This is a genomic window from Mycobacterium shunyiense (assembly GCF_058270035.1).
Genome location: NZ_JBZDPT010000015.1, coordinates 90469 through 112898, shown reverse-complemented (window position 1 = coordinate 112898; position 22430 = coordinate 90469). Strand labels below are relative to the sequence as shown.

At 66.7% G+C, this 22430-nt stretch carries 20 protein-coding genes and 1 tRNA gene; 12 read left to right on the top strand and 9 right to left on the bottom strand.

Annotation, left to right across the window (positions count from 1 at the left end):
- Positions 1-80: 80 nt before the first annotated feature.
- Positions 81-152 (bottom strand) — tRNA-Gln (locus tag AC4ELS_RS11050).
- Positions 153-237: 85 nt separating this feature from the next.
- On the opposite strand from AC4ELS_RS11050, the gene AC4ELS_RS11045 reads away from it, so the two are divergent.
- From AC4ELS_RS11045 to AC4ELS_RS11035, 3 genes are all read left to right on the top strand, one after another.
- Positions 238-831 (top strand): TetR/AcrR family transcriptional regulator, encoded by a 594-nt coding sequence (locus AC4ELS_RS11045; protein WP_064887098.1) that lies wholly within the window; start codon positions 238-240, stop codon positions 829-831.
- Between the two features lie 103 nt (positions 832-934).
- Positions 935-1384 (top strand): SRPBCC domain-containing protein, encoded by a 450-nt coding sequence (locus AC4ELS_RS11040; RefSeq protein WP_448442055.1) that lies wholly within the window; start codon positions 935-937, stop codon positions 1382-1384.
- Positions 1377-1706, top strand: coding sequence for an ArsR/SmtB family transcription factor (locus AC4ELS_RS11035; RefSeq protein ID WP_499047382.1), 330 nt, complete (start codon positions 1377-1379; stop codon positions 1704-1706). The genes AC4ELS_RS11040 and AC4ELS_RS11035 overlap by 8 nt, the downstream gene beginning before the upstream one ends.
- Before the next feature lie 23 nt (positions 1707-1729).
- Here the strand turns inward: AC4ELS_RS11035 and lysA are convergent, their stop codons facing one another.
- Together lysA and AC4ELS_RS11025 are read right to left on the bottom strand one after the other, a co-directional pair.
- Positions 1730-3070, bottom strand: a complete 1341-nt coding sequence (gene lysA, locus AC4ELS_RS11030) for a diaminopimelate decarboxylase (RefSeq protein WP_448442059.1) — start codon at positions 3068-3070, stop codon at positions 1730-1732.
- Between the two features lie 81 nt (positions 3071-3151).
- Positions 3152-3721: a hypothetical protein gene (locus tag AC4ELS_RS11025; RefSeq protein ID WP_499047379.1), complete on the bottom strand. Its 570-nt coding sequence runs from the start codon at positions 3719-3721 to the stop codon at positions 3152-3154.
- A 67-nt stretch (positions 3722-3788) separates the two neighbouring features.
- Between AC4ELS_RS11025 and mfd the strand changes: the two genes are divergently transcribed.
- The 4 genes from mfd (at position 3789) to AC4ELS_RS11005 (ending at position 10668) form a co-directional block, all read left to right on the top strand.
- A complete protein-coding gene (gene mfd / locus AC4ELS_RS11020; RefSeq protein ID WP_499047376.1) occupies positions 3789-7409 on the top strand; it encodes a transcription-repair coupling factor in 3621 nt (1206 codons plus the stop codon).
- Between the two features lie 255 nt (positions 7410-7664).
- The gene (locus AC4ELS_RS11015) at positions 7665-8333 is read left to right on the top strand and encodes a hypothetical protein (RefSeq protein WP_499047373.1); all 669 of its coding nucleotides are present in this window, start codon (positions 7665-7667) and stop codon (positions 8331-8333) included.
- A gap of 180 nt (positions 8334-8513) precedes the next feature.
- A complete protein-coding gene (locus AC4ELS_RS11010; protein WP_499047370.1) occupies positions 8514-9662 on the top strand; it encodes a nucleoside triphosphate pyrophosphohydrolase in 1149 nt (382 codons plus the stop codon).
- A gap of 193 nt (positions 9663-9855) precedes the next feature.
- Entirely contained in the window at positions 9856-10668 is an 813-nt protein-coding gene (locus AC4ELS_RS11005; protein WP_499047367.1) for a serine hydrolase, read from the top strand.
- An 18-nt stretch (positions 10669-10686) separates the two neighbouring features.
- Here AC4ELS_RS11005 and AC4ELS_RS11000 read toward each other — a convergent pair whose 3' ends face one another.
- From AC4ELS_RS11000 to efeU, 4 genes are read right to left on the bottom strand one after another with little or no spacing between them, the layout of a single operon-like run.
- Complete coding sequence (locus AC4ELS_RS11000) at positions 10687-11340, bottom strand: DsbA family protein (RefSeq protein ID WP_499047364.1); 654 nt, start codon at positions 11338-11340, stop codon at positions 10687-10689.
- A 12-nt stretch (positions 11341-11352) separates the two neighbouring features.
- A complete protein-coding gene (gene efeB / locus AC4ELS_RS10995; protein ID WP_499047361.1) occupies positions 11353-12672 on the bottom strand; it encodes an iron uptake transporter deferrochelatase/peroxidase subunit in 1320 nt (439 codons plus the stop codon).
- The gene (efeO, locus tag AC4ELS_RS10990) at positions 12653-13813 is read right to left on the bottom strand and encodes an iron uptake system protein EfeO (protein WP_064887107.1); all 1161 of its coding nucleotides are present in this window, start codon (positions 13811-13813) and stop codon (positions 12653-12655) included. Before efeO ends, efeB begins: the two co-directional genes overlap by 20 nt.
- A complete protein-coding gene (efeU, locus tag AC4ELS_RS10985) occupies positions 13810-14760 on the bottom strand; it encodes an iron uptake transporter permease EfeU (RefSeq protein ID WP_499047358.1) in 951 nt (316 codons plus the stop codon). The genes efeO and efeU overlap by 4 nt, the downstream gene beginning before the upstream one ends.
- A 208-nt stretch (positions 14761-14968) precedes the next feature.
- On the opposite strand from efeU, the gene AC4ELS_RS10980 reads away from it, so the two are divergent.
- The 5 genes from AC4ELS_RS10980 to AC4ELS_RS10960 all read left to right on the top strand — a co-directional run bounded on the left by AC4ELS_RS10980 (position 14969) and on the right by AC4ELS_RS10960 (position 19259).
- Positions 14969-15700, top strand: coding sequence for a lytic transglycosylase domain-containing protein (locus AC4ELS_RS10980; protein WP_448442078.1), 732 nt, complete (start codon positions 14969-14971; stop codon positions 15698-15700).
- Positions 15701-15797: 97 nt separating this feature from the next.
- Complete coding sequence (gene eno, locus AC4ELS_RS10975) at positions 15798-17081, top strand: phosphopyruvate hydratase (RefSeq protein WP_064887110.1); 1284 nt, start codon at positions 15798-15800, stop codon at positions 17079-17081.
- Between the two features lie 27 nt (positions 17082-17108).
- The gene (locus AC4ELS_RS10970) at positions 17109-17813 is read left to right on the top strand and encodes an FtsB family cell division protein (RefSeq protein ID WP_064887111.1); all 705 of its coding nucleotides are present in this window, start codon (positions 17109-17111) and stop codon (positions 17811-17813) included.
- A complete protein-coding gene (locus tag AC4ELS_RS10965; RefSeq protein WP_055116926.1) occupies positions 17806-18297 on the top strand; it encodes a DUF501 domain-containing protein in 492 nt (163 codons plus the stop codon). The genes AC4ELS_RS10970 and AC4ELS_RS10965 overlap by 8 nt, the downstream gene beginning before the upstream one ends.
- Positions 18294-19259 carry a Ppx/GppA phosphatase family protein gene (locus AC4ELS_RS10960; protein ID WP_498889267.1) on the top strand — a complete coding sequence of 322 codons (966 nt, stop codon included), beginning with the start codon at positions 18294-18296 and terminating at the stop codon, positions 19257-19259. The genes AC4ELS_RS10965 and AC4ELS_RS10960 overlap by 4 nt, the downstream gene beginning before the upstream one ends.
- A 315-nt stretch (positions 19260-19574) precedes the next feature.
- Here AC4ELS_RS10960 and AC4ELS_RS10955 read toward each other — a convergent pair whose 3' ends face one another.
- Both AC4ELS_RS10955 and AC4ELS_RS10950 read right to left on the bottom strand, forming a co-directional pair.
- The gene (locus tag AC4ELS_RS10955) at positions 19575-20654 is read right to left on the bottom strand and encodes an MPT63 family protein (RefSeq protein WP_499047355.1); all 1080 of its coding nucleotides are present in this window, start codon (positions 20652-20654) and stop codon (positions 19575-19577) included.
- 208 nt (positions 20655-20862) lie between these two features.
- The gene (locus tag AC4ELS_RS10950; protein ID WP_448442386.1) at positions 20863-22422 is read right to left on the bottom strand and encodes a radical SAM protein; all 1560 of its coding nucleotides are present in this window, start codon (positions 22420-22422) and stop codon (positions 20863-20865) included.
- Positions 22423-22430 lie beyond the last annotated feature (8 nt).

Sequence of the window (22430 nt, the reverse complement as noted above, 5' to 3'; positions counted from 1 at the left end):
GCAAGCGGGAGGTGCCCCCAGCATCCGTGCTGGCACGCCGCCAACTGTGTCATTTTGCGGTCGCTCGCCGGGATCGTGAGCTCCGTCGCCAGGACTCGAACCTGAACTATCTGAACCAAAATCAGAGGTGCTGCCGATTACACCACGACGGAATGTTCGGAAGAGACTCTAGTCGAACGGTCTAGCCTGATATGCGTGGCAGCACCCGACAAGGAAGTCAGGGCCCCCCGGGCCCGGATGACCGGCAGCGAACGGCGACAACAGCTCATTGAGATCGCCAAGTCGCTCTTTGCCGAGCGGGGCTATGAGGGGACGTCGATCGAGGAGATCGCCCAGCGCGCCAATGTCTCCAAACCCGTGGTCTACGAGCACTTCGGCGGCAAGGAAGGTCTGTACGCCGTCGTCGTCGACCGGGAGATGTCGGCCCTGCTGGACGGGATCACCTCGTCGCTCACCAACAACCGGTCGCGGACGCGGGTCGAGCGGGTGGCGCTGGCGCTGCTGACCTATGTCGAGGAGCGCACCGACGGTTTTCGCATCCTGATCCGGGACTCGCCGGCGGCGATCACCTCGGGTACGTACTCGACGCTGCTCAACGATGCGGTCAACCAGGTGTCCTCGATTCTGGCCGGGGATTTCTCCCGTCGGGGACTTGACCCGGACCTGGCGCCGCTGTACGCCCAGGCGCTGGTCGGTTCGGTGTCGATGACCGCGCAGTGGTGGCTCGACGTCCGCGAGCCGAAGAAAGAAGTGGTGGCCGCGCATGTGGTCAACCTGATGTGGAACGGGCTGACGCATCTGGAGTCCGACCCGATCCTGCACGAGGAGTAGGTCAGCGGTTCGCTCGTACAAACTGCAACCTTGAGGTTGCAGCAACGGGTTCTGATGTGCAACTCTTGGGTTGCAGCAATTCCGCCAAGAGAGGAACCCTGACATGACCACGGACTTCGACCGCATCGAGCGCGAGATCGCCATCGACGCACCGGCGCAACGCGTTTGGGACCTGGTGAGCGAACCCGGCTGGTACATCAACGAAGAACGGATCACCGAACATCAGATCGATCGTGACGGCGACGTCGCGATCGTCACCGACCCCACACACGGGAAGTTCGCCTTGCGAACCGTCACACTCGATGAGCCGCATTATGCAGCCTTCCGGTGGCACATCGACGCCGATGACCTCGACAGCTCATCCACCCTCGTCGAATTCTGGATCACCCCGGCACCATCCGGCGTGGTGCTCCGGGTTGTCGAGAGTGGGTTCGCCTCGCTCAACGAGCCCGAGGCCGACCGCCGCTCCCGGTTCGACGACCACAGCGGCGGCTGGCCGCTTGAGCTCGGCCTCGCCCAGAAGTACCTGGTGGGGGCCGCCGCCGATGCCTGAGAACGCCTCGCCGGTCGAGGTTTTCGCTGCGCTTGCCGATGACAGTCGGTGGCAGGTTCTGGTTGCCCTGGGGCACCGGCCCGCGTCGGCGTCAGGGCTGGCAGACGAGCTCCCGATCAGCCGCCAGGCCATCGCCAAACACCTGAGAGTGCTCACCGATGTCGGCCTGGTGGTGGCCACCCGGGTCGGGAGGGAGATCAGGTACGAGACGGTGGGGGCTCGGCTCAGTGAGGTGGCGCGGCGGCTCGACGGCATCGCGGCGGGCTGGGAACGCCGGCTTGCCAGGATCAAAGACGCTGTCGAGCAGGATGGTTCAATGTAGCTGCCGGGTCTTCGCGCGAGCGCTCATCCCAAGTCCCGCGATAGCAGATCCGCCGTCGTCTCCCGGCGTACCAGCATCCGCGCGGCGCCGTCGCGCACCGATACCACCGGAGGCCGCCCGACCATGTTGTAGGTCGAGGCCATGCTGTGTTGGTAGGCGCCGGTGCAGGCCACGGCCAGCAGGTCACCGGCATGGATGTCCGCGGGCAGTTCCACATCGCGCACGATCTCGTCGCCCGACTCGCAATGGCGGCCCACCACCGTGGCCACCATCGTCGGTCCCAGCGGGTGGCGATTCGCCAGGGCCACGGTGTATTTCGCTCCATACAGGGCGACCCGCGGGTTGTCGCTCATGCCGCCGTCCACCGCGACGAACGTGCGGCCGCCCGGCTGGGTCTTCACCCCGTGAACCCGGTACAGCGTCACCCCCGCTCGTGCACTGATGGCCCGGCCAGGCTCGACGACCAGACGTGGCCGCGGAAAGCGTTCGGCCGCACACGCCGCGGTCAGCTCGTCGTCGACGACGGTGGCGAACGCACCGATGTCGAGAGCCACGTCCCCGCGGACGTATGGAACCCCGTGGCCGCCACCGATGTTGAGCTCGGTCAGCACCAGGCCGTGTTCGGCACGGATGTCTGCCATGGCGCCGATCAGGCGCCGCACCGCCACTCCGTAGGGGGCGGGATCGGTGATCTGTGAACCGATATGGCAGTGCAAGCCAACCAGATCGAGGTTCGGGGTGGCCAGAATGCGGGCCGCGGCGCGGGCAGCCCGGCGGTCGGCCAGAGCGAAGCCGAACTTCTGATCGGTCACGCCCGTGGTGACCGCCCGGTGCCCGTGAATGTCGATGTCGGGGGTGACCCGGATCAGTACCGGCTGCGGCCGGCGCACCAACCCGGCGAGGTAGGTGATCTCCATCGGCGAGTCGATCACGATCCGGCCCACCCCGACGTCGATGGCATCGCGCAGCTCGTCACACGACTTCGCGTTGCCGTGCAGCACGATGCGCGTCGGGTCGACCCCGCCGGCCAGGGCTGTCGCGAGTTCGGCCGCAGAGCAGACATCCACTCCGAGGCCCTCCTCGGCGGCCCAGCGAGCGACGGCCGTGGTCAACAATGACTTGCCGGCGTAGACCACCTCGGTCTGACCGAGGGCGGCGCGGTAGCGTCGGGCACGGGTGCGGAAATCGGTTTCGTCCAGAACATAGGCCGGGGTGCGGTACTCGTCGGCGATGTCGGCCAGCGCCACCCGGCCCACAGTGATCCGACCCAACTCGTCGACACCCGTCGTCAGTGGCCAGATGTTCGGGTCGAGCCGCGGTCGGGTGGTGTCGCGAAGTGAGGGCAGGATGTCCAGCAGGGTCATGACTCCACCGTGGGCCGTGGCAGCGGAGCTGTCAGCAAGCTTGACGTTTCCTTGACGTCACCGGGGCCGATCCTGACGTGTTCAGGCCCTGCCGAAGGACTTCGTCTCCGTCGCCGTCGCGATGAACCCGTTGCCTTTGACGGGATCGGCCATCCGGCAGGCGAGCAGGATGTCGTCGGTGTGCACGCAGGTGGCGTTGCCCGCGTCGAAGCGTTGGCCGGCCGGGAGCATCGGGGCTTCGTCCGCGGTGAGGCCGTCGACCGGGCTGAGCGGCTCTGCGGTACGGGTGAAGCTCATCGGTATCGCGCCGTTGGTCGTGCCGTAACTGAACAGGTGCGCCAGGTTGGCATCGTTGGGCGCTCCGACGAAGGGGCCACGGCAATCCAGTGCGTACATCGCGCGGTGCTGGGTGGTCATGCAGGCGAAGCCGTCGGGGGTGCGAAATCCCTGGACCGGAAATCCCTGGCCTTCACGCAGGACATACTGCGTCGGATCGACGGCGGGGTAGGCGGCGAAGTCGGGGACGCCGTCCGGTCCGAGGTGCGTCGGTACTGCCTCGTGCGTGGATTCCGACGAGTGCCGGCCGGTCAGCCAGATGATCGCGAGCGCCACCGTCAGCACGACCGCGAGCGCCGCCGCCCACCGCTTCATCGGTCCATGATCTCCCCGGACAGAGCGGGGCGGAGCCGAATTCCCGGCCCCGTAGAATGGCGCCATCATGACCGCACCGGGGCACAACCATGTCCAGACCCCGATCGCGGGTCTCGTCGAGCTGGCATTAACCGATCCGTCTCTGCAGGACGTCCTTCGCCGCGCCGCCGACCGGCCCGCTGATCTCGCGCTCGTCGGGCCGGCCAGCGCCCGCGTGCTGGTGGCTGCCGGGCTGGCCCAGCAGGGCCCGTTGCTGGTGGTGGCTGCCACTGGGCGCGAGGCCGACGATCTGACCGCCGAGTTGCGAGGCGTCGTCGGCGATGCCGTCGCACTGTTCCCCTCCTGGGAGACGCTGCCGCACGAGCGGTTGTCCCCGGGGGTCGAGACCGTCGCTGCCCGATTGTTGCTGCTGCGCCGGTTGGCTCATCCCGAGGACGAGACGCTGGGGCCGCCGCTGCGGGTGGTGGTCACCACCACGCGTTCGCTGCTGCAGCCGATGGCCCCCGACGTGGTGGATACCGAGCCGGTCACGCTCACCGTCGGTGCGGAGGCCGAGTTCGAGGCCGTCGTCGCCCGCCTGGTCGACCTGGCCTACACCCGCGTCGACATGGTCGGCAAACGCGGGGAGTTCGCCGTGCGCGGTGGCATCCTCGACATCTTCGCGCCCACTGCCGAGCATCCGGTTCGTGTCGAGTTCTGGGGCGACGAGATCTCCGAGATGCGGATGTTCTCGATCGCCGACCAGCGTTCGATCCCCGAGATCCCGGTGCACGACGTCGTCGCAGTGCCATGCCGCGAACTGCTGATGACGCCGGATGTGCGCCGCCGTGCTGCGGTGCTTTCTCAAGAACACCCCACGCACGAGAACAGCGTGCCGGGCAGCGTGCCCGACATGCTGGCCAAGCTCGCCGAAGGCATCCCGGTCGACGGGATGGAGGCCCTGCTGCCGTTGCTGCATCCGGTGCAGCCGACGACGCTGACGCACCACCTCCCCGAGGGTGCCCCGGTGTTGTTGTGCGACCCGGAGAAGGTGCGGACCCGGGCCGCGGACCTGATCAAGACGGGCCAGGAATTCCTGGAGGCGTCGTGGTCGACGGCTGCCGTCGGCGGGGATGCCCCCATCGACCTCGAGGCGCTGGGTGCGTCCGGGTTCGTCCCGTTCGAGCAGGCCCGTGAGGATTCCGTGGCCGGCGGTCATCCGTGGTGGACGCTGAGCCAGCTGCCCGACGGCAAGGCCACCGAACTCGACCTGCGGCCGTCTCCATCGGCCCGCAGCCAGCAGAGCCTTGAAGAGATCTTCGCGATGCTGCGCGCCCACGTGGCCACCGGTGGCTACGCCGCGGTGGTCACCCCGGGCGCCGGTACGGCGCACCGCGTGGTGGAGCAGCTCGGCGATTCCGACACGCCTGCAGGCATGTTGGAACCGGGGACGGCACCCAAGGCCGGTGTGGTCGGGGTGCTCAAGGGGCCGTTGCACGACGGTGTGATCCTGCCCGGAGCCAACCTCGTCATCATCACCGAGACCGATCTGACCGGTAATCGGGTGACGGCCTCAGAAGGCAGAAAGCTTGCGGCCAAACGACGTAACGTCGTCGATCCGCTGGCGCTGACCGCCGGCGATCTGGTGGTGCACGATCAGCACGGCATCGGCAAGTTCGTCGAGATGACCGAGCGGGTGGTCGGCGGAGCGCGTCGTGAGTACCTGGTGCTGGAGTACGCGTCATCCAAACGAGGTGGCGGATCGGACCGGCTGTACGTGCCGATGGATTCGCTGGATCAGCTGTCGCGCTACGTCGGCGGTGAAGCGCCGTCGTTGTCGAAGCTCGGCGGCAGCGATTGGGCCAATACGAAAACCAAGGCTCGCAAGGCGGTTCGGGAGATCGCCAGTGAGCTCGTCGCGCTGTACGCCAAGCGGCAGTCCGCGCCCGGGTATGCGTTCGGTCCGGACACTCCATGGCAGAACGAGATGGAGGATGCGTTCGGCTTCACCGAGACCATCGACCAGATGACCGCGATCACCGAGGTCAAATCCGATATGGAGAAACCGGTTCCGATGGACCGGGTGATCTGTGGCGATGTGGGTTACGGCAAGACCGAGATCGCGGTGCGGGCGGCGTTCAAGGCCGTGCAGGACGGCAAGCAGGTTGCTGTGCTGGTGCCCACGACATTGTTGGCCGATCAGCATCTGCAGACCTTCACCAACCGGATGGCGGGTTTTCCGGTGACGGTCAAGGGATTGTCGCGGTTCACCGATCCGGCGGAATCGCGGGCCACCATGGAGGGAATGAAGGACGGTTCGGTCGACGTCGTGATCGGCACGCACCGGCTGCTTCAGACCGGGGTGACCTGGAAAGACTTGGGCCTCATCATTGTTGACGAGGAACAGCGCTTCGGCGTCGAACACAAAGAGCACATCAAGTCGATGCGTACACACGTCGACGTGCTCACGATGAGCGCCACCCCGATCCCACGCACCCTGGAGATGAGCCTGGCCGGCATCCGGGAGATGTCGACAATCCTGACCCCGCCCGAAGAGCGCTATCCGGTGCTGACCTATGTCGGCCCGCACGACGACAAGCAGGTGGCCGCGGCGCTGCGTCGTGAGCTGCTGCGGGATGGTCAGGCGTTCTACATCCACAACCGGGTGCGCACCATCGACCAGGCCGCGGCGCGGATTCGTCAGATGGTGCCCGAAGCCAGGGTCGTCGTCGCGCATGGACAGATGAACGAGGAGACCCTGGAGAAGACCGTCGAGGGCTTCTGGAACCGCGAGTACGACATTCTGGTCTGCACCACGATCGTCGAGACCGGCCTGGACATCTCCAACGCCAACACGCTGATCGTCGAACGGGCCGACACCTTCGGGTTGTCACAGCTGCATCAGCTGCGTGGCCGGGTGGGGCGAAGCCGCGAACGCGGATACGCCTACATGCTCTACCCGCCCAATTCACCGCTGACCGAGACCGCCTACGACCGGTTGGCCACTATCGCGCAGAACAACGAGCTGGGTGCGGGCATGGCGGTGGCCATGAAGGACCTGGAGATCCGCGGCGCGGGCAACGTGCTCGGCGCCGAGCAGTCCGGCCACGTGGCCGGGGTGGGCTTCGATCTGTATGTGCGACTGGTGGGCGAGGCTGTCGAGGCCTACCGAGCTGCTGCCGACGGGAAAACCGTTGCCACAGCGGAGGAGCCAAAGGAAGTGCGGGTCGATCTGCCGGTCGACGCTCACCTGCCGCCCGAGTACATCGGCAGTGATCGGCTGCGACTGGAGGGCTACCGGCGGCTCGCGGCGGCGACGGATGAGGACGCGGTGAAGGCCGTGGTCGACGAGCTCGTCGACCGTTACGGCCCGTTGCCCGAGCCGGTGAAGCGGCTGGTGGCGGTAGCCCGGTTGCGGCTGCTGTGCCGTGAGTACGGCATCACCGAGATCGGTGCGGTGTCGGCATCGACGATCAAACTGTCGCCGCTGGTCCTTCCCGATTCCGCGCAGTTGCGGCTCAAGCGGATGTACCCGGGTGCGCACTATCGGGCCACCACCTCGGTGGTTCAGGTGCCGATCCCGCGTGAGACCGACGGCATCGGCTCCCCGCGGATACGTGACCTCGACATTGTCCGCATGGTGGCCGGCCTGGTGTTGGTGCTCCACGGGCAGACCGAGGGCAGCATCGACATCACCGCGGGCCTGTAATTTTTTTCTCGCATCTTATTGCCTGGTCGCGGCGCCTTTCTGGCGTCTGCGCCTCACCGTATCCGCGAAGCGCTGTTAACGCACCGACACGGGGATCCGACATATATGCGGGGGGTCAAGGTATTGCGTAGTCGTCTGCAGAGAAGGCGGCGAGACCGTCGGCCATAGGGCGGTCATGCAATTTCCCAAACCGAACATCACGCGATTGACGTCTATTGGCGACAGATCGCGGTGAGGCAAGGCGAAGGAGTGACCATGAACTTCAAGAAGTTCGCAGTAACCACAACGATGGCCGGAGCACTGGGATTGGGCGCGTTTGGCCTGGGTACAGGCCTGGCGCAGGCCGTTCCGAACGTGCCCACGCCGCCTCCGGTTCCCGGTCCGGCGGTGCCCAATGTGGGCACGCCGAATGTGTATGTGCCGGGTGTCAACGTTCCTGATGTGAACGTTCCGAGCGTCAATGCTCCTGATGTGAATGTGCCGGCGGTGAATGTTCCTGATGTGAACGTTCCGAGCGTCAATGCTCCTGATGTGAATGTGCCGGTGGTGAATGTTCCTGATGTGAACGTTCCGAGCGTGAATGTTCCTGATGTGAACGTTCCGAGCGTGAATGTTCCCGATGTGAACGTTCCGAGTGTGAATGTTCCTGATGTGAATGTGCCGGCGGTGAATGTTCCCGATGTGAACGTTCCGACCGTCAGGTTTCCCGAGGTAGATAATTTCTTCGGGCAGCCGAACGGAAACATCGCGCCGGGTCAGTTGACGAACTCACCGACCATCAACGGCGTTGCGAATCCGTTCTTCGGAATCGCGCCTGGTCAGCTCAAGACGCTGCCCACGGTGAATGGAGTCGCCAACCCGTTCTACGACCAGACGCCGGGTCACTGGGTGATCCCGGAGGGCCAGTTCCCGCCGGAGTCGTAAACCACGGCCTGTGACATGATGGCCGCCTTGCCTTCGGGCAGGGCGGCCATCCCGTGTGGCTGCCGCCCGGTGCGGGCGAATCGCCGCGTTGGCCGTGCTCACGACGTACGTCGAAGTCGGGCACAGTGTTGGTATAACCGAGATCAGCAAATCTCGTCGAAATGGAAGGGGTGGAGCTCGATGACCGTCGTATTGGTCGACCCGCGCCGCCCTTCGCTGATCCCTGTCGACGCGATCGATCTGCTCACCGGCGATGTCCAGTACACCGAGGAAATGCCTGTCAAGGTGCCGTGGTCGCTGCCGGCGGCGCGACCGGCCTATGACGGTGAAGATGCTCCCGTTCTGCTGTCCTCGGACCCGGAGCATCCCGCGGTCAAGGCCCGTTTGGCCGCCGGGGACCGGTTGATCGCCGCCCCGCGGGCGCAGGCCGGGGAGCGGCTCGTAGACGCCGTGGCGATGATGGACAAGCTGCGTACCGACGGGCCGTGGGAAAGCGAGCAGACCCACGACTCGTTGCGTCGCTATCTCCTGGAGGAGACTTACGAGCTCTTCGACGCGGTGCGCGGCGGCAATGCCGACGAGCTGCGCGAGGAACTCGGCGATGTGCTGCTGCAGGTGTTGTTCCACGCCCGCATCGCCGAGGATGCGCCCGTTCACCCGTTCAACATCGACGATGTCGCCGATTCGCTGGTGCGCAAGCTCGGTAACCGGGTCCCGGCAGTCCTTGCCGGAGAATCGATTTCCCTGGATGAGCAGCTGGCTCAGTGGGAGCAGCGCAAGGCACAGGAACAGAAGGTGAAAGCCCGCGGGTCGTCGATGGATGACGTGCCCACGGGGCAACCAGCTCTGGCACTGGCGCAGAAAGTGCTGGCCCGGGTGGCCCAGGCTGGGCTGCCCGGCGACCTGGTGCCGGTTGCGCTGACCTCGGTGGTGGTTTCTGCGGATGCCGATGCCGAGAATGATTTGCGCAGCGCGGTTTTGGGGTTCATGGATACCGTGCGGGTGGTGGAGTCCGATGTCGCGGCGGGTCGCCGTGGCGAGGACGTTCCCGAGGAACTCGACGTGACACCGCTGGGGTCGATCACCGAGGACGAGTGGCGGACCTACTGGCCGCGCGCAGTTGCCGAGCCTGAGCCCGAGCCTGATGCGGACGGCGAGTTCGGGGACGATGGCGAGGATGCCGCTCCAGTCGAGGACGTCGCGGACACCGAGGAAGCTGACGCCGACGCGGATGATTCGGACTCTGAGGGCGACGCGGCCGACGACGCAGCTGAAGAGGGCGCTTCAGTCTCCGAGGGCGACGAGGCCGACGAGGGCGATCACCCTTAGCGATTGACGCCGCCCGCGTTTGTAACGTCAGGGCGGTTTCCGGCCGGTTTCTCCGCCACCACGTTACAAACGCGGGTCGCGGCGGACCGTTCTGGGCTGTTTCAACGGAGGTTCGGCCACTGCGAAGTTTGGCCCGTCCATCCTGACGGCGTGCCAGCAGCTTGCCACCTCGGGGCCCCGTTACCGTGGGGCCATGACGATGCTGCGGACCGCCACCACCGTCCTCGCGCTGGTCGTGGGAATGGTGGTTGCACCGCAGGCCATTGCGGACTGCGCGGCCACGGGATGTGATCTGCGCTCGCGCATCGCGGCGGCAGATTCCTACCTGGCGTCGCGGCCGGGCACCGTCGGCTATGTCCTACGTGATCGCGCCGCAGGCACACGGTACGCCAATCCCAATGCGAACCAGATGATCTGGACCGCCTCGACCATCAAGCTGGCCATGGTCGTCGATCTGCTGACCCGGGAGCGTGCCGGAGCACTGCGGATGTCGGGCAATGACCGGCAGCTCATGGTGAACATGCTGCGCAACTCCGACAACGACGCGGCCGATGCGCTGTGGACCCGCTACGGCGGCGCGGACCACAAGGCGTTCAACGCCGGCTTCCCGCGCTACGGCATGACCGACCTTCGGCCGCAACCGGGGTTCGGTGACATGTTCCCCTACTGGGGCTTCCAGAAGTCGACCGCCAATGATCTCGACCGGTTGATGAACTACACACTGACCCAACTGAATCCGTCCGATGCGGCCGCGGTGGTGGCCGAGATGCGACGGGTCGGCGGGGAGCAACAGTGGGGCGTCTGGGGTGCGGGGCCGTCGATGAGCCCCGGCAACAAGAACGGGTGGTCGCAGGAACAGGGCGGCTGGGTCATCAACTCGGTCGGCTTCGCCGGGCCCGATCAGCGCTACACGTTGGCGATCATGAACGGGCTCAACGGGCAGGGCGGCTACGACGACGGCGTCGCAACCACCACCCGGCTCAGCCAGATCCTGCTCGGCGCGTGACCGCGCCGCGCGGCCTCTCTATTCGGCCAGCGCCTGGTCGAACAGCGAGGTCAGATCGTCATAGCTGTGTGGCTGGATGCGCTCGCCGTTGAGAAAGAACGTCGGCGTGCCCTGCACGCCCAGGGCGCGGCCGTCGGCCACATCGAGTTGGACGCGGGCGGCGGTGGCCGGGTCGCTGTAGGACTTGTCGAATGCGGCCATGTCGAGACCGAGTTCTGCTGCGAAGCCCCGGAATACCTCGTCCGCCGGATCCTGCTTTTCGCCCCATTGACCTTGGGCGTCGTACATCTTCTTGTACATCGCCTCGAACTTGTCCTGCTGGGCGGCGGCCTCGACGGCGCGTGCCGCTCGTTCGGCGTTGTAGTGAGCGCTGAGCGGGAAGTACCGGATGACGAAGTTCACCCGGTCGCCGTACTCAGCCCGCAATTGCTCGATGGAGGGATACACCGCGCGACAACCTTCGCATTCGAAGTCGAGGAACTCCACGAATGTCACGTCGCTGTCGGGAACGGAGTTCAGCCGATGGCTGTTCTCACGTACCACTTGGCCGGATTCCCCGGCGGCCACCGGTGGCGGACCGCCGCGATCACGAGTCGACTGATACACGAAGACGCCGATGGCCAGCACCGCGATTGCCAGTGCGGTGAGCAGTATTCGGGTGTTGCGCGTCATCGGGTCAGTGCCTCACTCGAACAGCGTCGAACCCCAGTACCCCGAGCTGTCACCGTCACGCAGCCCGGGCGGGCAGGCGAAGATGGCCGTCCCCGTATGGGTGATGTACTCGTTGAGCGCGTCCTTGCGGGACAGTTCCCGCTGCATCGGGATGAACTGCTTCTCGGGACTGCGCACGAACGCGATGAAGAACAGGCCCGCGTCCAGGTGGCCGAAGCCGTCCGAACCGTCGGTGAAGTTGTAGCCGCGACGCAGGATCTCGATGCCGCCGAGGTGGTCGGCCGAGGCCAGCCGAACATGGGCGTCCTTGTCGATCTTCGGATCGCCCTTGCCGTCGGTGATCTCGAAATTGAGCTCGTCGAATTCCTGCTGCAACCCGTTGGGGGCGCCGCTGCCCTTCTGCCGGCCGATCACCCGCTCCTGCTCCAGAAGTGTGGTGCGATCCCAGTTCTCGATGCGCATCCGGATCCGTCGGGTGATCAGGTAGCTGCCGCCGGTGAGCCAGGCCGGCCCGTCACCCTCGCCCACCCAGACGTTCTTGTCGAGCAGATCGGTCTGATCGGACTTGAGGTTGTTCGTTCCGTCCTTGAACCCGAACAGGTTTCGTGGGGTGGCCTGGTCCCGGGTGGTCGACGAGGTACGGCCGAACCCCAGCTGTGAGTACCGCACCGCGACCGTGCCGAACCCGACGCGGGCCAGGTTGCGGATCGCATGCACCGCGACCTGGGGATCGTTGGCGCACGCCTGGACGCAGATGTCGCCCCCGCTACGGGCCGGATCCATGGTTTCGTTGGGGAACTTCGGCAGATCCTTGAGTTCGGCGGGCTGCTTGTCGGCGATGCCGAAGCGGTCCTTACCGTCCTTGCGGAAGAACGACGGCCCGAACCCGATCGTCAGGGTCAGCTGTGAGGCCGGAAGTCCCAGTGCCTCACCGGTATCCGAGGGTGGCGCATACGGATTGCCGTCCACGGCGCCGCCGTCTTCGGTCTCCTCACCGCGCGTCATCCGCTCGGCCATCTGCGTCCACTGCTTTAGCAGTGCAACGACGTCCTCGCGGTTGTCGGTGGTGACATCGAAGGAGCAGAAGTGCATCCGGTCCTGCGCCTCGGTGATGATGCCTGCCTGCCGGTCACCTCGAAACGGGACCGGCCCCTGCAGGACACCGTGCGGGACGCTGGCCGCCGAAGCGCGGCCGGCCAGCGCACCGGCGCCGGCCGCACCGACTACCGCGGCGGTGACCCCGGCGGCGCCGAACAGCTTGCGCCGGGAGAATCCTGCGGACTGCTCGGCATCCGAGGTGGATTCCGGAGAATCACTGCTTGGCGATGACACCCTGTACCTGGCTCACTTCTTTGCTCAGCGCGTCGATGGCGCGCGACAGTTCCTGGCGTTGCGGCTCGGTCACCTTGTCGTAGGAGACGAAGCCGTCGCCGTCACGATACTTCTCCAGCAACTTCTCGACGTCGGCAAAGCGGGCGTCCACCCGCTTGCCCAGCTCGGCGTCGCGCTCGTCGAGGATCGGCCGCACCGAGGCCACCGCGGTCTGCGAACCTTCGACGTTGGCCCGGAAGTCCCACAGGTCGGTGTGGCTGAAGATGTCCTCTTCGCCGCTGATCTTGCTCATGGCGATCTCGTCGAGCAGACCCTGTGCACCACCGGCGATCTGGGTGGAGTCGATGGTCCAGTCCGGTGCCTTGACCCCGGCCTGGAGTTCCTTGACGTCGGCGATCAGCTGATCGCCGAGGGCGTTGGCGTCCGGTTGCAGGCCGGTGACCCACAGCTGCTTCTCCAGCGCGTGGAAGCCGGTCCACTTCTGCCCGGGCTCGAGGTCGGCCTCACGCAGGTCGACTCGCGGATCGAGGTCATTGGGGAAGGATTCGGCGACCGGCTCGATGCGCTCCCAGTAGACGCGCGAGGTCGGGTAGTGCGCCTTGGCCTTTTCGACGTCCTTGGCCTTGACCGCGGCGACAAATTCCTCGGTCGCCGGAACCAGGGCGTCGACCTGGCTGATCACGTAGCGCTTGTAGTTGTCGGCGGCGTCCTTGAACTTGCCCTCGGTATCGACCTGCACGGCCTCGCCGGTGACCTCGAAGTTGCCGCGGATGCCCTCGCCGACCATGCCGGGCCGGCACGAGGTCTGGTACGTGCCGGGCTGGGTGAGTTGAACGATCAGCTGCCGCCTGAGTCCGGGGGAGATGTTCTCCACCTCGCCCATGACCCGCTCGCCCTCGCCGTAGACGTAGAACTCGGTGACCTTGTCGCCGGTGTTGGTGACCTCGAAGGTGCTGGGCCCGGTGGTCGCGGTTGTCCCGGACAGCTTGCACTCGGTGTCGGAGGCGTCGACGGTGATCGTGCCCGCCTTGGCGTCGTCGCCGCTGGTGGTCTCCTTGGCCTGGCAGGCGCTCATCGAAATGCCGGCCAGCACCGCGGCGGTGGCCGCGAATCCGGTCTTGACGACAGGGGTCATCTTCACTTGGTCGACCTTTCGGGTGCGGTGGAGGTCTCCGGCTCGACGGTCGACTCGGAGGACGGCTCGGAAGTGGTTGAGGCGCCGGAGGCGGCGCTGTGGGCGCGCACCGGCTTCAGGAACAGCGCCAGCACCACCACGATGTAGGCCACCCACGCACCGAACTGCAGCACGGTCGGTGTGGGGTCGATGTTGAAGACGCCCTGGATGATCTCGCCGTACCAGGCCGACCAGTCGAACGCACCGCTCATGTCGAAGGCCTTGGCGCTGAGCCCGGGGATCCAGCTGACGGTCTGCAGCGCCTTGATGCCGTAGGCCAGGATTCCGGCGGCCACCACGATCAGGAAGATGCCGGTGTATTTGAAGAACTTGGCGAGGTTGATCCGGACGGCTCCGGCGTACATGCCGTAGGCGATCGCGGCGGCGATCAGCACACCGATGATCAGACCCATCAGCGGCCACAACGTCTCGGCTTCGGCGTAGCCGACCATGAACAGCGCGGTCTCGACCCCTTCACGCCCCACCGCCAGGAAGGCCAGCAGTGCCACCGCCAGGCCGCCGGTCTCCAGCGCCTGCGACATGTCGCCGCGCAGCTGGCCCGACATCGAGGCCGACGCCTTCTTCATCCACAGCACCATGGTGGTGACGATGACGACGGCGATCAGTGAGGCGATGCCGGCGATGGCTTCGGCGCCCAGTCCGCTGATGGTGTTCTCACCGAACTGGATCACGAGGAAGACGGTGACGGTCATGGCAATCGCGGCGCCGACTCCCAGCCACACCCATTTGAGCGCGTCGCGGCGTTCGGATTTGACCAGAAACGCCACCAGGATCGAGACCACGATGGCGGCTTCGAGGCCTTCCCGCAAACCGATCAGGCCACTGCCGAATACCTGCGATGTGACGTTGGAGGCGGCCAGCGTGCTGGTCGGAACGTCCGAGATGACAGTCATCAAATCGTCCTCGTTCGACCGGGGTGAAAGCACCGTGAAAAATGTAGCCTTGCCTTGCCATAGCAAGGCGTGGCTCACCTTAGCAGGGGGGTCTGTGGGACCGGCTGACTTCACCTGCCGTTCTTCCGGCACGCCCCCGTCGCCCGACGCGTCCACGGTCGCGCATGCGACGATGGCCAATCAGACCGAGCGGGGTTGAGGGAGTCCGGTGTCGCCAGTGCGTTGGCTGCGGGCTGTCGCCGTTATTGCTGCGACAGCGCTGCTGTTGGCATCCAGCTGTTCGTGGCATCTGGGGACCCCAATTCCCGAAGGTGTGCCACCGCCGGCCGGGGATGCGGTGCCTGCGATCGATACCTATGCCAAGGGCCGACCGGCCGATCAGCTCCACGAATGGGCGGCGCAGCGAGCGCCCGCGATGGGCATGCCCGTCAACGCCCTGGAGGCCTACGCCTACGCCGCGCGCGTCGCCCAGGTGGAGAACCCCAACTGCAAGGTGGCCTGGACCACCTTGGCCGGCATCGGCATGGTCGAGAGTCACCACGGCACCTACCGCGGCGCGATGATCGCCCGCAACGGCGACGTCACGCCGCCGATCCGCGGCGTCCAGTTGGATGGGACGGCCGGCAACCTGCGCATTCCTGACACCGACAAGGGCAAGCTCGATGGGGATCCGCTGATGGACCGGGCCATGGGGCCGATGCAGTTCATCCCGGAGACCTGGGGTCATTTCGGGGTGGACGCCAACAACGACGGGGTCGTGAGCCCGGATAACTTCGATGACGCCGCGCTCTCGGCCGCCGGCCTGCTGTGCTGGTATGGCAAGGACCTGTCCACGCCGCGGGGCTGGATGACGGCGCTGAAGGCCTACAACAACTCCGACCAGTACGCCCGGATGGTCCGTGACTGGGCGACGGCGTATGCCGGTGGCCACGGCTTGTGACGCGCGTGGGTGACCCGCGTGACAAGCCCAAACACGCCGTCGCGCCCGCCACGATCTAGTCTCATCCCTACACGCCGGACTCAATAAGGAGAAGCCAGTGCCCATCATCGAGCAGGTTGGAGCCCGCGAGATCCTCGACTCCCGTGGCAACCCGACGGTCGAGGTCGAGGTGGCCCTGACCGACGGCACGTTCGCTCGGGCGGCAGTGCCGTCGGGCGCGTCGACCGGTGAGCACGAAGCGGTGGAGCTGCGCGACGGCGGCTCCCGCTACGGCGGTAAGGGCGTCGAGAAGGCGGTTGAGGCCGTTCTCGACGAGATCGCCCCGGCGATCATCGGCCTGGCCGCCGACGATCAGCGTCTCGTCGACCAGGCGCTGCTGGATCTGGACGGCACCCCGGACAAGTCGCGTCTCGGCGCCAACGCGATCCTCGGCGTCTCGCTGGCGGTGGCCAAGGCCGCGGCCGACAGCGCCGCGCTGCCGCTGTTCCGCTACCTCGGTGGTCCGAACGCGCACATCCTTCCGGTGCCGATGATGAACATCCTCAACGGCGGCGCTCACGCCGATACCGGGGTGGACGTCCAGGAGTTCATGGTCGCCCCGATCGGCGCTCCCTCCTTCAAGGAGTCGCTGCGCTGGGGTACCGAGGTCTACCACTCGCTCAAGTCCGTGCTCAAGAAGCAGGGCCTGTCCACCGGTCTCGGCGATGAGGGCGGCTTCGCCCCCGACGTCGCGGGCACCAAGGCCGCCCTGGACCTGATCGCCACGGCCATCGAGGCCACCGGGTTCAAGCTGGGCAGCGATGTGGCACTCGCGCTGGACGTCGCCGCCACCGAGTTCTACACGGACGGCACGGGTTACGCCTTCGAAAAGGAAACCCGCACCGCCGAGCAGATGGCGGAGTTCTACGCCGGCCTGCTCGACTCCTACCCGCTGGTCTCGATCGAGGACCCCCTGTCCGAGGACGATTGGGACGGTTGGGTGGCGCTGACCTCGGCCATCGGTGACAAGATCCAGCTGGTCGGCGACGACCTCTTCGTCACCAACCCGGAACGCCTCGAGGATGGCATCGAACGCGGCGCCGCCAACGCGCTGCTGGTGAAGGTCAACCAGATCGGCACGCTCACCGAAACGCTGGATGCCGTTGCGCTGGCACACAACAGCGGTTACCGCACCATGATGAGCCACCGCTCCGGTGAGACCGAGGACACCACCATCGCCGACCTCGCGGTCGCGGTGGGAAGCGGTCAGATCAAGACCGGTGCCCCGGCCCGCAGCGAGCGGGTGGCCAAGTACAACCAGTTGCTGCGTATCGAGGAGGCGCTGGGCGACGCTGCGCGCTTCGCGGGCGATCTCGCGTTCCCTCGGTTCGAGGCCAAGTAACGCAGGCGCCTGCGCCCCCACACGTCGATGCCTGAAGCGAAGCGGCCAGACCCGAAGCGACGGTCCCCAGCCTCCCGACCCGGCAAGCCGGGTAAGGCTGGGGAGTCGAATCGGCCGCGCGCTTCACAGCCCCGGCGCCGGGCGACCGAGTCCCGACCGGCACAGGCGGAACCGGTTGCCGACGAGACGGTCACCAAAGCCATTGCGGTGCAGGCGCAGCAGCAGGCCGAGCTGCAGTCAGAACAGCGGTTCGGGTCGACGGCGCGCCGAGCGGCGATCCTCGCCGCGGTGGTGTGTGTGCTGACGCTGACCATCGCGGGTCCGGTTCGCACCTATTTCGCCCAGCGCACCGAGATGAAACAACTCAAGGCCAGCGAGGAGCAGTTGCGCGCCAAGATCGCCGACTTGGAACAACAGAAGGTCAAACTGGCCGACCCGGTGTACATCGCGGCCCAGGCCAGGGAGCGGCTCGGCTTCGTCATGCCCGGCGACACTCCATATCAGGTGCAACTGCCGCCCGGAGCCATCGCGGCGGGCGAACCGGGCGAGCCTGTGCTGCCGGGATCTGCCGTGCCCGTGGGGCAGCCGTGGTACACCTCGCTGTGGCACACGATTGCCGATGAGCCCCATGGGGTTTCCCCGACCATCGGTGGACCACCGCCGGCACCGGGTGGACCACCACCACCCCCCGTTCCGCCACCAGCCGAGCCGTCCAGAGGTCCCAATGGTTGATCCCGCCGACATCGAGGCTGTGACACGGCAATTGGGCCGCGAGCCACGCGGCGTTCTTGAGGTCGCCTACCGCTGCCCCAACGGCGAACCCGGCGTGGTCAAGACCGCGCCGAAACTGCCCGACGGCACGCCATTCCCGACGCTGTACTACCTGACGCATCCGGCGCTGACTGCGGCCGCGAGCCGGCTGGAATCCTCCGGGCTGATGCGGGAGATGACCGAACGCCTGCAAGAGGATGAGGCCCTGGCCGCCGCGTATCGCCGGGCGCACGAGTCGTATCTGGCCGAGCGGGACGAGATCGAATCGCTGGGCACCACGTTCACCGGCGGCGGCATGCCCGACCGCGTGAAGTGCCTCCATGTGGTGATGGCCCATTCGTTGGCAAAAGGTCCCGGTGTCAACCCCTTTGGCGACGAAGCGCTCGCAGTGCTCGCGGTCGAGCCGGCGATGGCAGGAATCTTGGATCGAGAGGTGTGGGTTTGAGTCGGGTCGGCGCAATTGACGGCCCGCGCCGGGTCGGCGCAATTGACTGTGGCACCAACTCGATCCGCCTGTTGATCGCCGATCTGGTGGACGGCAAGCTTCACGATGTGCACCGTGAGATGCGGGTCGTACGGCTGGGGCAGGGCGTCGACGCCACCGGACAGTTCGCTCCGGAAGCCTTGGCGCGCACCGAATCCGCGCTTGCTGACTATGTGGCGCTGATGATCGAGCATTCGGTGACCGCGGTACGCATGGTCGCCACGTCGGCCGCGCGGGACGCCGGTAACCGTGACGAGTTCTTCGCGATGACCGCACGTCTGCTGGGCAAGGTGGTCCCGGGATCGGTGGCCGAGGTGATCACCGGTACCGAGGAGGCCGAGCTGTCGTTCCGTGGTGCGGTCGGTGAACTCGACCCTGCCGCAGGACCTTTCGTCGTGGTCGATTTAGGTGGCGGCTCCACCGAACTGGTGCTGGGCGAGACGGCCGTACAGGCGAGCTTTTCTGCCGACATCGGTTGTGTGCGGCTCACCGAACGGTGCCTGCACTCCGACCCCCCCACCGCGGACCAGGTGGAGCAGGCGCGGCTGGTGGCTCGTGACGGCCTGGCCGAGGCGCTTGCGGTGGTGCCGGTCGACGGTGCTCACACATGGGTGGGTGTGGCCGGGACGATGACCACGCTCTCGGCGCTGGCGCAGCGGATGACCGAATACGATCCCGAGGCAATTCACTTGTCCCGCATAGGTTTCGATGATCTGCTCGGAGTTTGTGAGCGGTTGATCGGAATGACCAAGGCCGAACGCCTCGCGCTCGGGCCGATGCATGCCGGCCGCGCTGACGTGATCGGTGGTGGTGCGATCATCGTCGAGGAGTTGGCGGCCGTTCTCAGCGATCGGGCCGGTATCGGTGAACTGGTGGTCAGCGAGCACGACATTCTCGACGGCATCGCGCTGTCGATCGCCTGACCTTTTCCCGCACTGATGGCGCTTCTTACGTTTCGAAAGCGCTTCTCCGCGCGCAGATTTCTACACCTGGGTTGTGATCCCACGCGATCGGCAGCCCTGGTGTAGAAAACCGCGGCGGGGCGCGGCGGGTGATCGAACGGGCCACGCGGCGGCGCCTCATCGTTTTCTACCGTGGGGTCGTTGGACCACGCGATCGGCAGCCCTGGTGTAGAAAACGGCGGTGGGGTGCGGCGCAGCGGGCAGCGCAACACCCCACACATAAAACAACGGCCGAACGCGGTTGCCCGCGTTCGGCCGTCGCCTTGACTACCTAGATCAGGACGCAGTCCCGTGGTTGCTCGCCGGGGCGACCGCGGGGGCCGGGGCGGGCGTGATGACCGGCTGGGTGCCGGCCGGAACCAGTGCGGGCTCGGGGGCGGGAGCAGCCGGAGCAGGAGCACCAGGAGCGGCGGCGGGCGCACCCTCGGCGGGCACACCTTCGGCCGGCGAGATCGCGGTGGCGGCGTTACCCGCACCGGTGGCGGCCGGTGCACCCTCGGCGACCGGGGTGCCGTGAGCGACCGGGGTCGACTCGGTGCCCGGGGCCGGAGCGGCCGGAACCGCTTCGGTGCCGGCCGGGGTGGCGGCCGGAGCGCCCGGAGTGCCAGGAGCGGCGGGGGTTGCGGCCGGTGCACCCGGAGCGCCCGGGGTCGCGGCCGGCGAGAGCGCGGTAGCAGCGTTGCCTGCACCGGTGCCGGCGGGCGTAGCCGGAACGGCGGCGGGCGCGGGAGCCGGGGAGGCGGCGGCCGGAGCCGCATTCGGAGCACCGGCAGCCGGAGCTGCGGCAGGTGCCGGGGTGGCGGCCGGAGCCGGACGCTTCGGGGCGCCGGCGGCCGGGGCCGCGGCGGGCGTAGCGGTCTTGTCCCACGCCAGCACGTCATGGCCGCCGGCGTTGTAGACGACGGACGTCGGCTGGTCGCCGGTGACGTCGAAGTAGATCTTGCCGCTGGTCTTCTGGCCCTGGGCGAGGGTGGCCGGGTTGACGCCCTGGGTGCTGGGCACCTGGAACAGCGCGCGGTAGTTCTGGCCGTCGGCGGCGCGGACGTTGAAGTTGGAGACGATCGGCGTCACCGAGCCCTGGAGGGCCTCGTTGGTCGCAGTGACCTCCCACAGGGTGCCGCGCGGGGTGTAGTTGATGGTGTCAGTGCTGGGCTTCAGGTCGGTCACAGTCCAGACCTGGGTACCGCCGTCCAGCTTGCCCTGGCCGCCGAGCGCAGCGGTGGTGACAGCACTGTCCTCGGCGTCGGCGAGCGCCATCGGGGCGCTGGCGACGAGCGCCATCGGGGCGCTGGCGACGATCGCCGCGGCGGCGATGGCCGCTCCGGCAAAGGCCGTACTGATGTTCGTCTTCTTCAAGGCGTTCACTCCTGACTGGTCCAAAGAAAGGTGGCAGGCCCCCCGGCAGTGGGACACCCACTTCATGCGAAGTTATCAGCTTAAGAGGACGGTTAGGAACAGTAGTTCACAGTTTCTGCCATCGGTGCCTGGCAGAAAGCGTCGTTGGCCTGGTCCCGAACGCTGCTGGTCGGAACCGAATGTGACGATGACCAGCCGTTTTTCCTGCTCATCGAATCTCGATGAGCGGTAGTGCCCGGCCTACTGACAGGGACAGCCGTTGACGCCCCAGCGCAGGCCAGGCTTGCACGGCGCAGAACGGCGCGCACTGGTGTTGGGCAGTGTCTGACTGGCCGGAGCGGGTGCCGACGTGGACACAGCACTGGGTCAGCCGCTCCTCGATCATCGTGGACATATCCATGAACGGTTTGACGGTCAGGCGCACCACGCGCTCGCCAAGCAGCTTGCGGATCTTGCGGCGGCGGCCGGGCAGTGCCGAGGACGCCAATGTCAGCAGTGTCCCCATACCCAGGTCGCAGCCCTCGCAGATGGCGCGCCAGACGTCACCGATTTGAGGGTGCGACAGGGACGACTGTTCCGAGAGCAGCCCGAGCAGTGACTCCTGAACGGCCATGCGCAGCTCGCGGGGGAGTTCGGCGTCGGCGATCCGATTGGACACCAGGCCCAGCTTGTCCTTGAGACTCTCGGTGCCGATCAGGGATACCAGCGAGCGCCACCGGTCGTTGTCGTCACGGACCAGATAGCCGACCGAGCAGCAGTGCGGGTGCGAGCAGGGCAGAGCGGTCAGGTCGCGCCAGGTGACGGCGCCGCCGGTCTGGGGTCCCAGCCGCTTGAGCACCCCGGTGTGGGTCAGTCGGTGCATGGGGTCGATCGCCCCTGACCGCCCGGAGCCGAACTGCGGCTGAATGGTGAGCCCACCGACGTACGGGGTGTCCAGGGCCAGCCGGACCATGTCGCCGATCTCGTCGTCGTTGACGCCCAGTGCAGTCGTCATCACCAGGGTTGTGAAGATCTCCCGCTCGGAGAGCCGTTGTAGGGCTTGGCTTTTGGTGCGACGAAGGTCGCCACCGCGGTGGTGGCGGTGGGCCTGCTCGGACAAACCGTCGTACTGCAGGTACACCTCGACGCGTTCGCGGTGCGCGGTGAGCAGATCCAGCAACGCGTCGTCGTTGGCGATGCGCACCCCGTTGCTGTTGATCAGGATTCGGGTGATCGGACGGGCCACCAGCTCATCGAGCAGTTCGGCGAGGTTCGGGTGCAGAGTGGGTTCACCGCCGCTGAGCATCAGGACGTCGATGCGGCCGTTCTCGCGGGCCAGCCGCTGATCGACGTTGGCGAGCACGTCAGCGGTGGGCACCACATGCCGCAGATCGGGCGAACTGTCGGTGAAACAGGTGGGGCAGCGCAGGTTGCAGGTCTCCGCGATGTCCTGCAGCAGGATGCAGGTGTGCTGGGTCTGCATCTCGGGCAGGCCACGCAGGTAGGCCGACGGGATCGGGTCGAAGTTCCCGGCGACGTCGGGGATGTGGGCCTTGGTCGGGGCGGTCCACTCCTCGAGGTAGGACAGGATCTCGGGGTCCTCGTCGTACAGGGTGCGTACCAACCCGTGTGTGCGGCAGCCGCGTTCGAGCCAGATATGCCCGTCGCGCTCGACCAGGATGCCGGCCAGGCGCACGACGTCGGCCAGCGGGCGCTCGGGTGCCTCGCTGTGGCAGTGCGGGCAGAACGCGGTGACGTAGCGGTGCAGGCGGTCGCCGCGCAAACCCATCCCGGTGC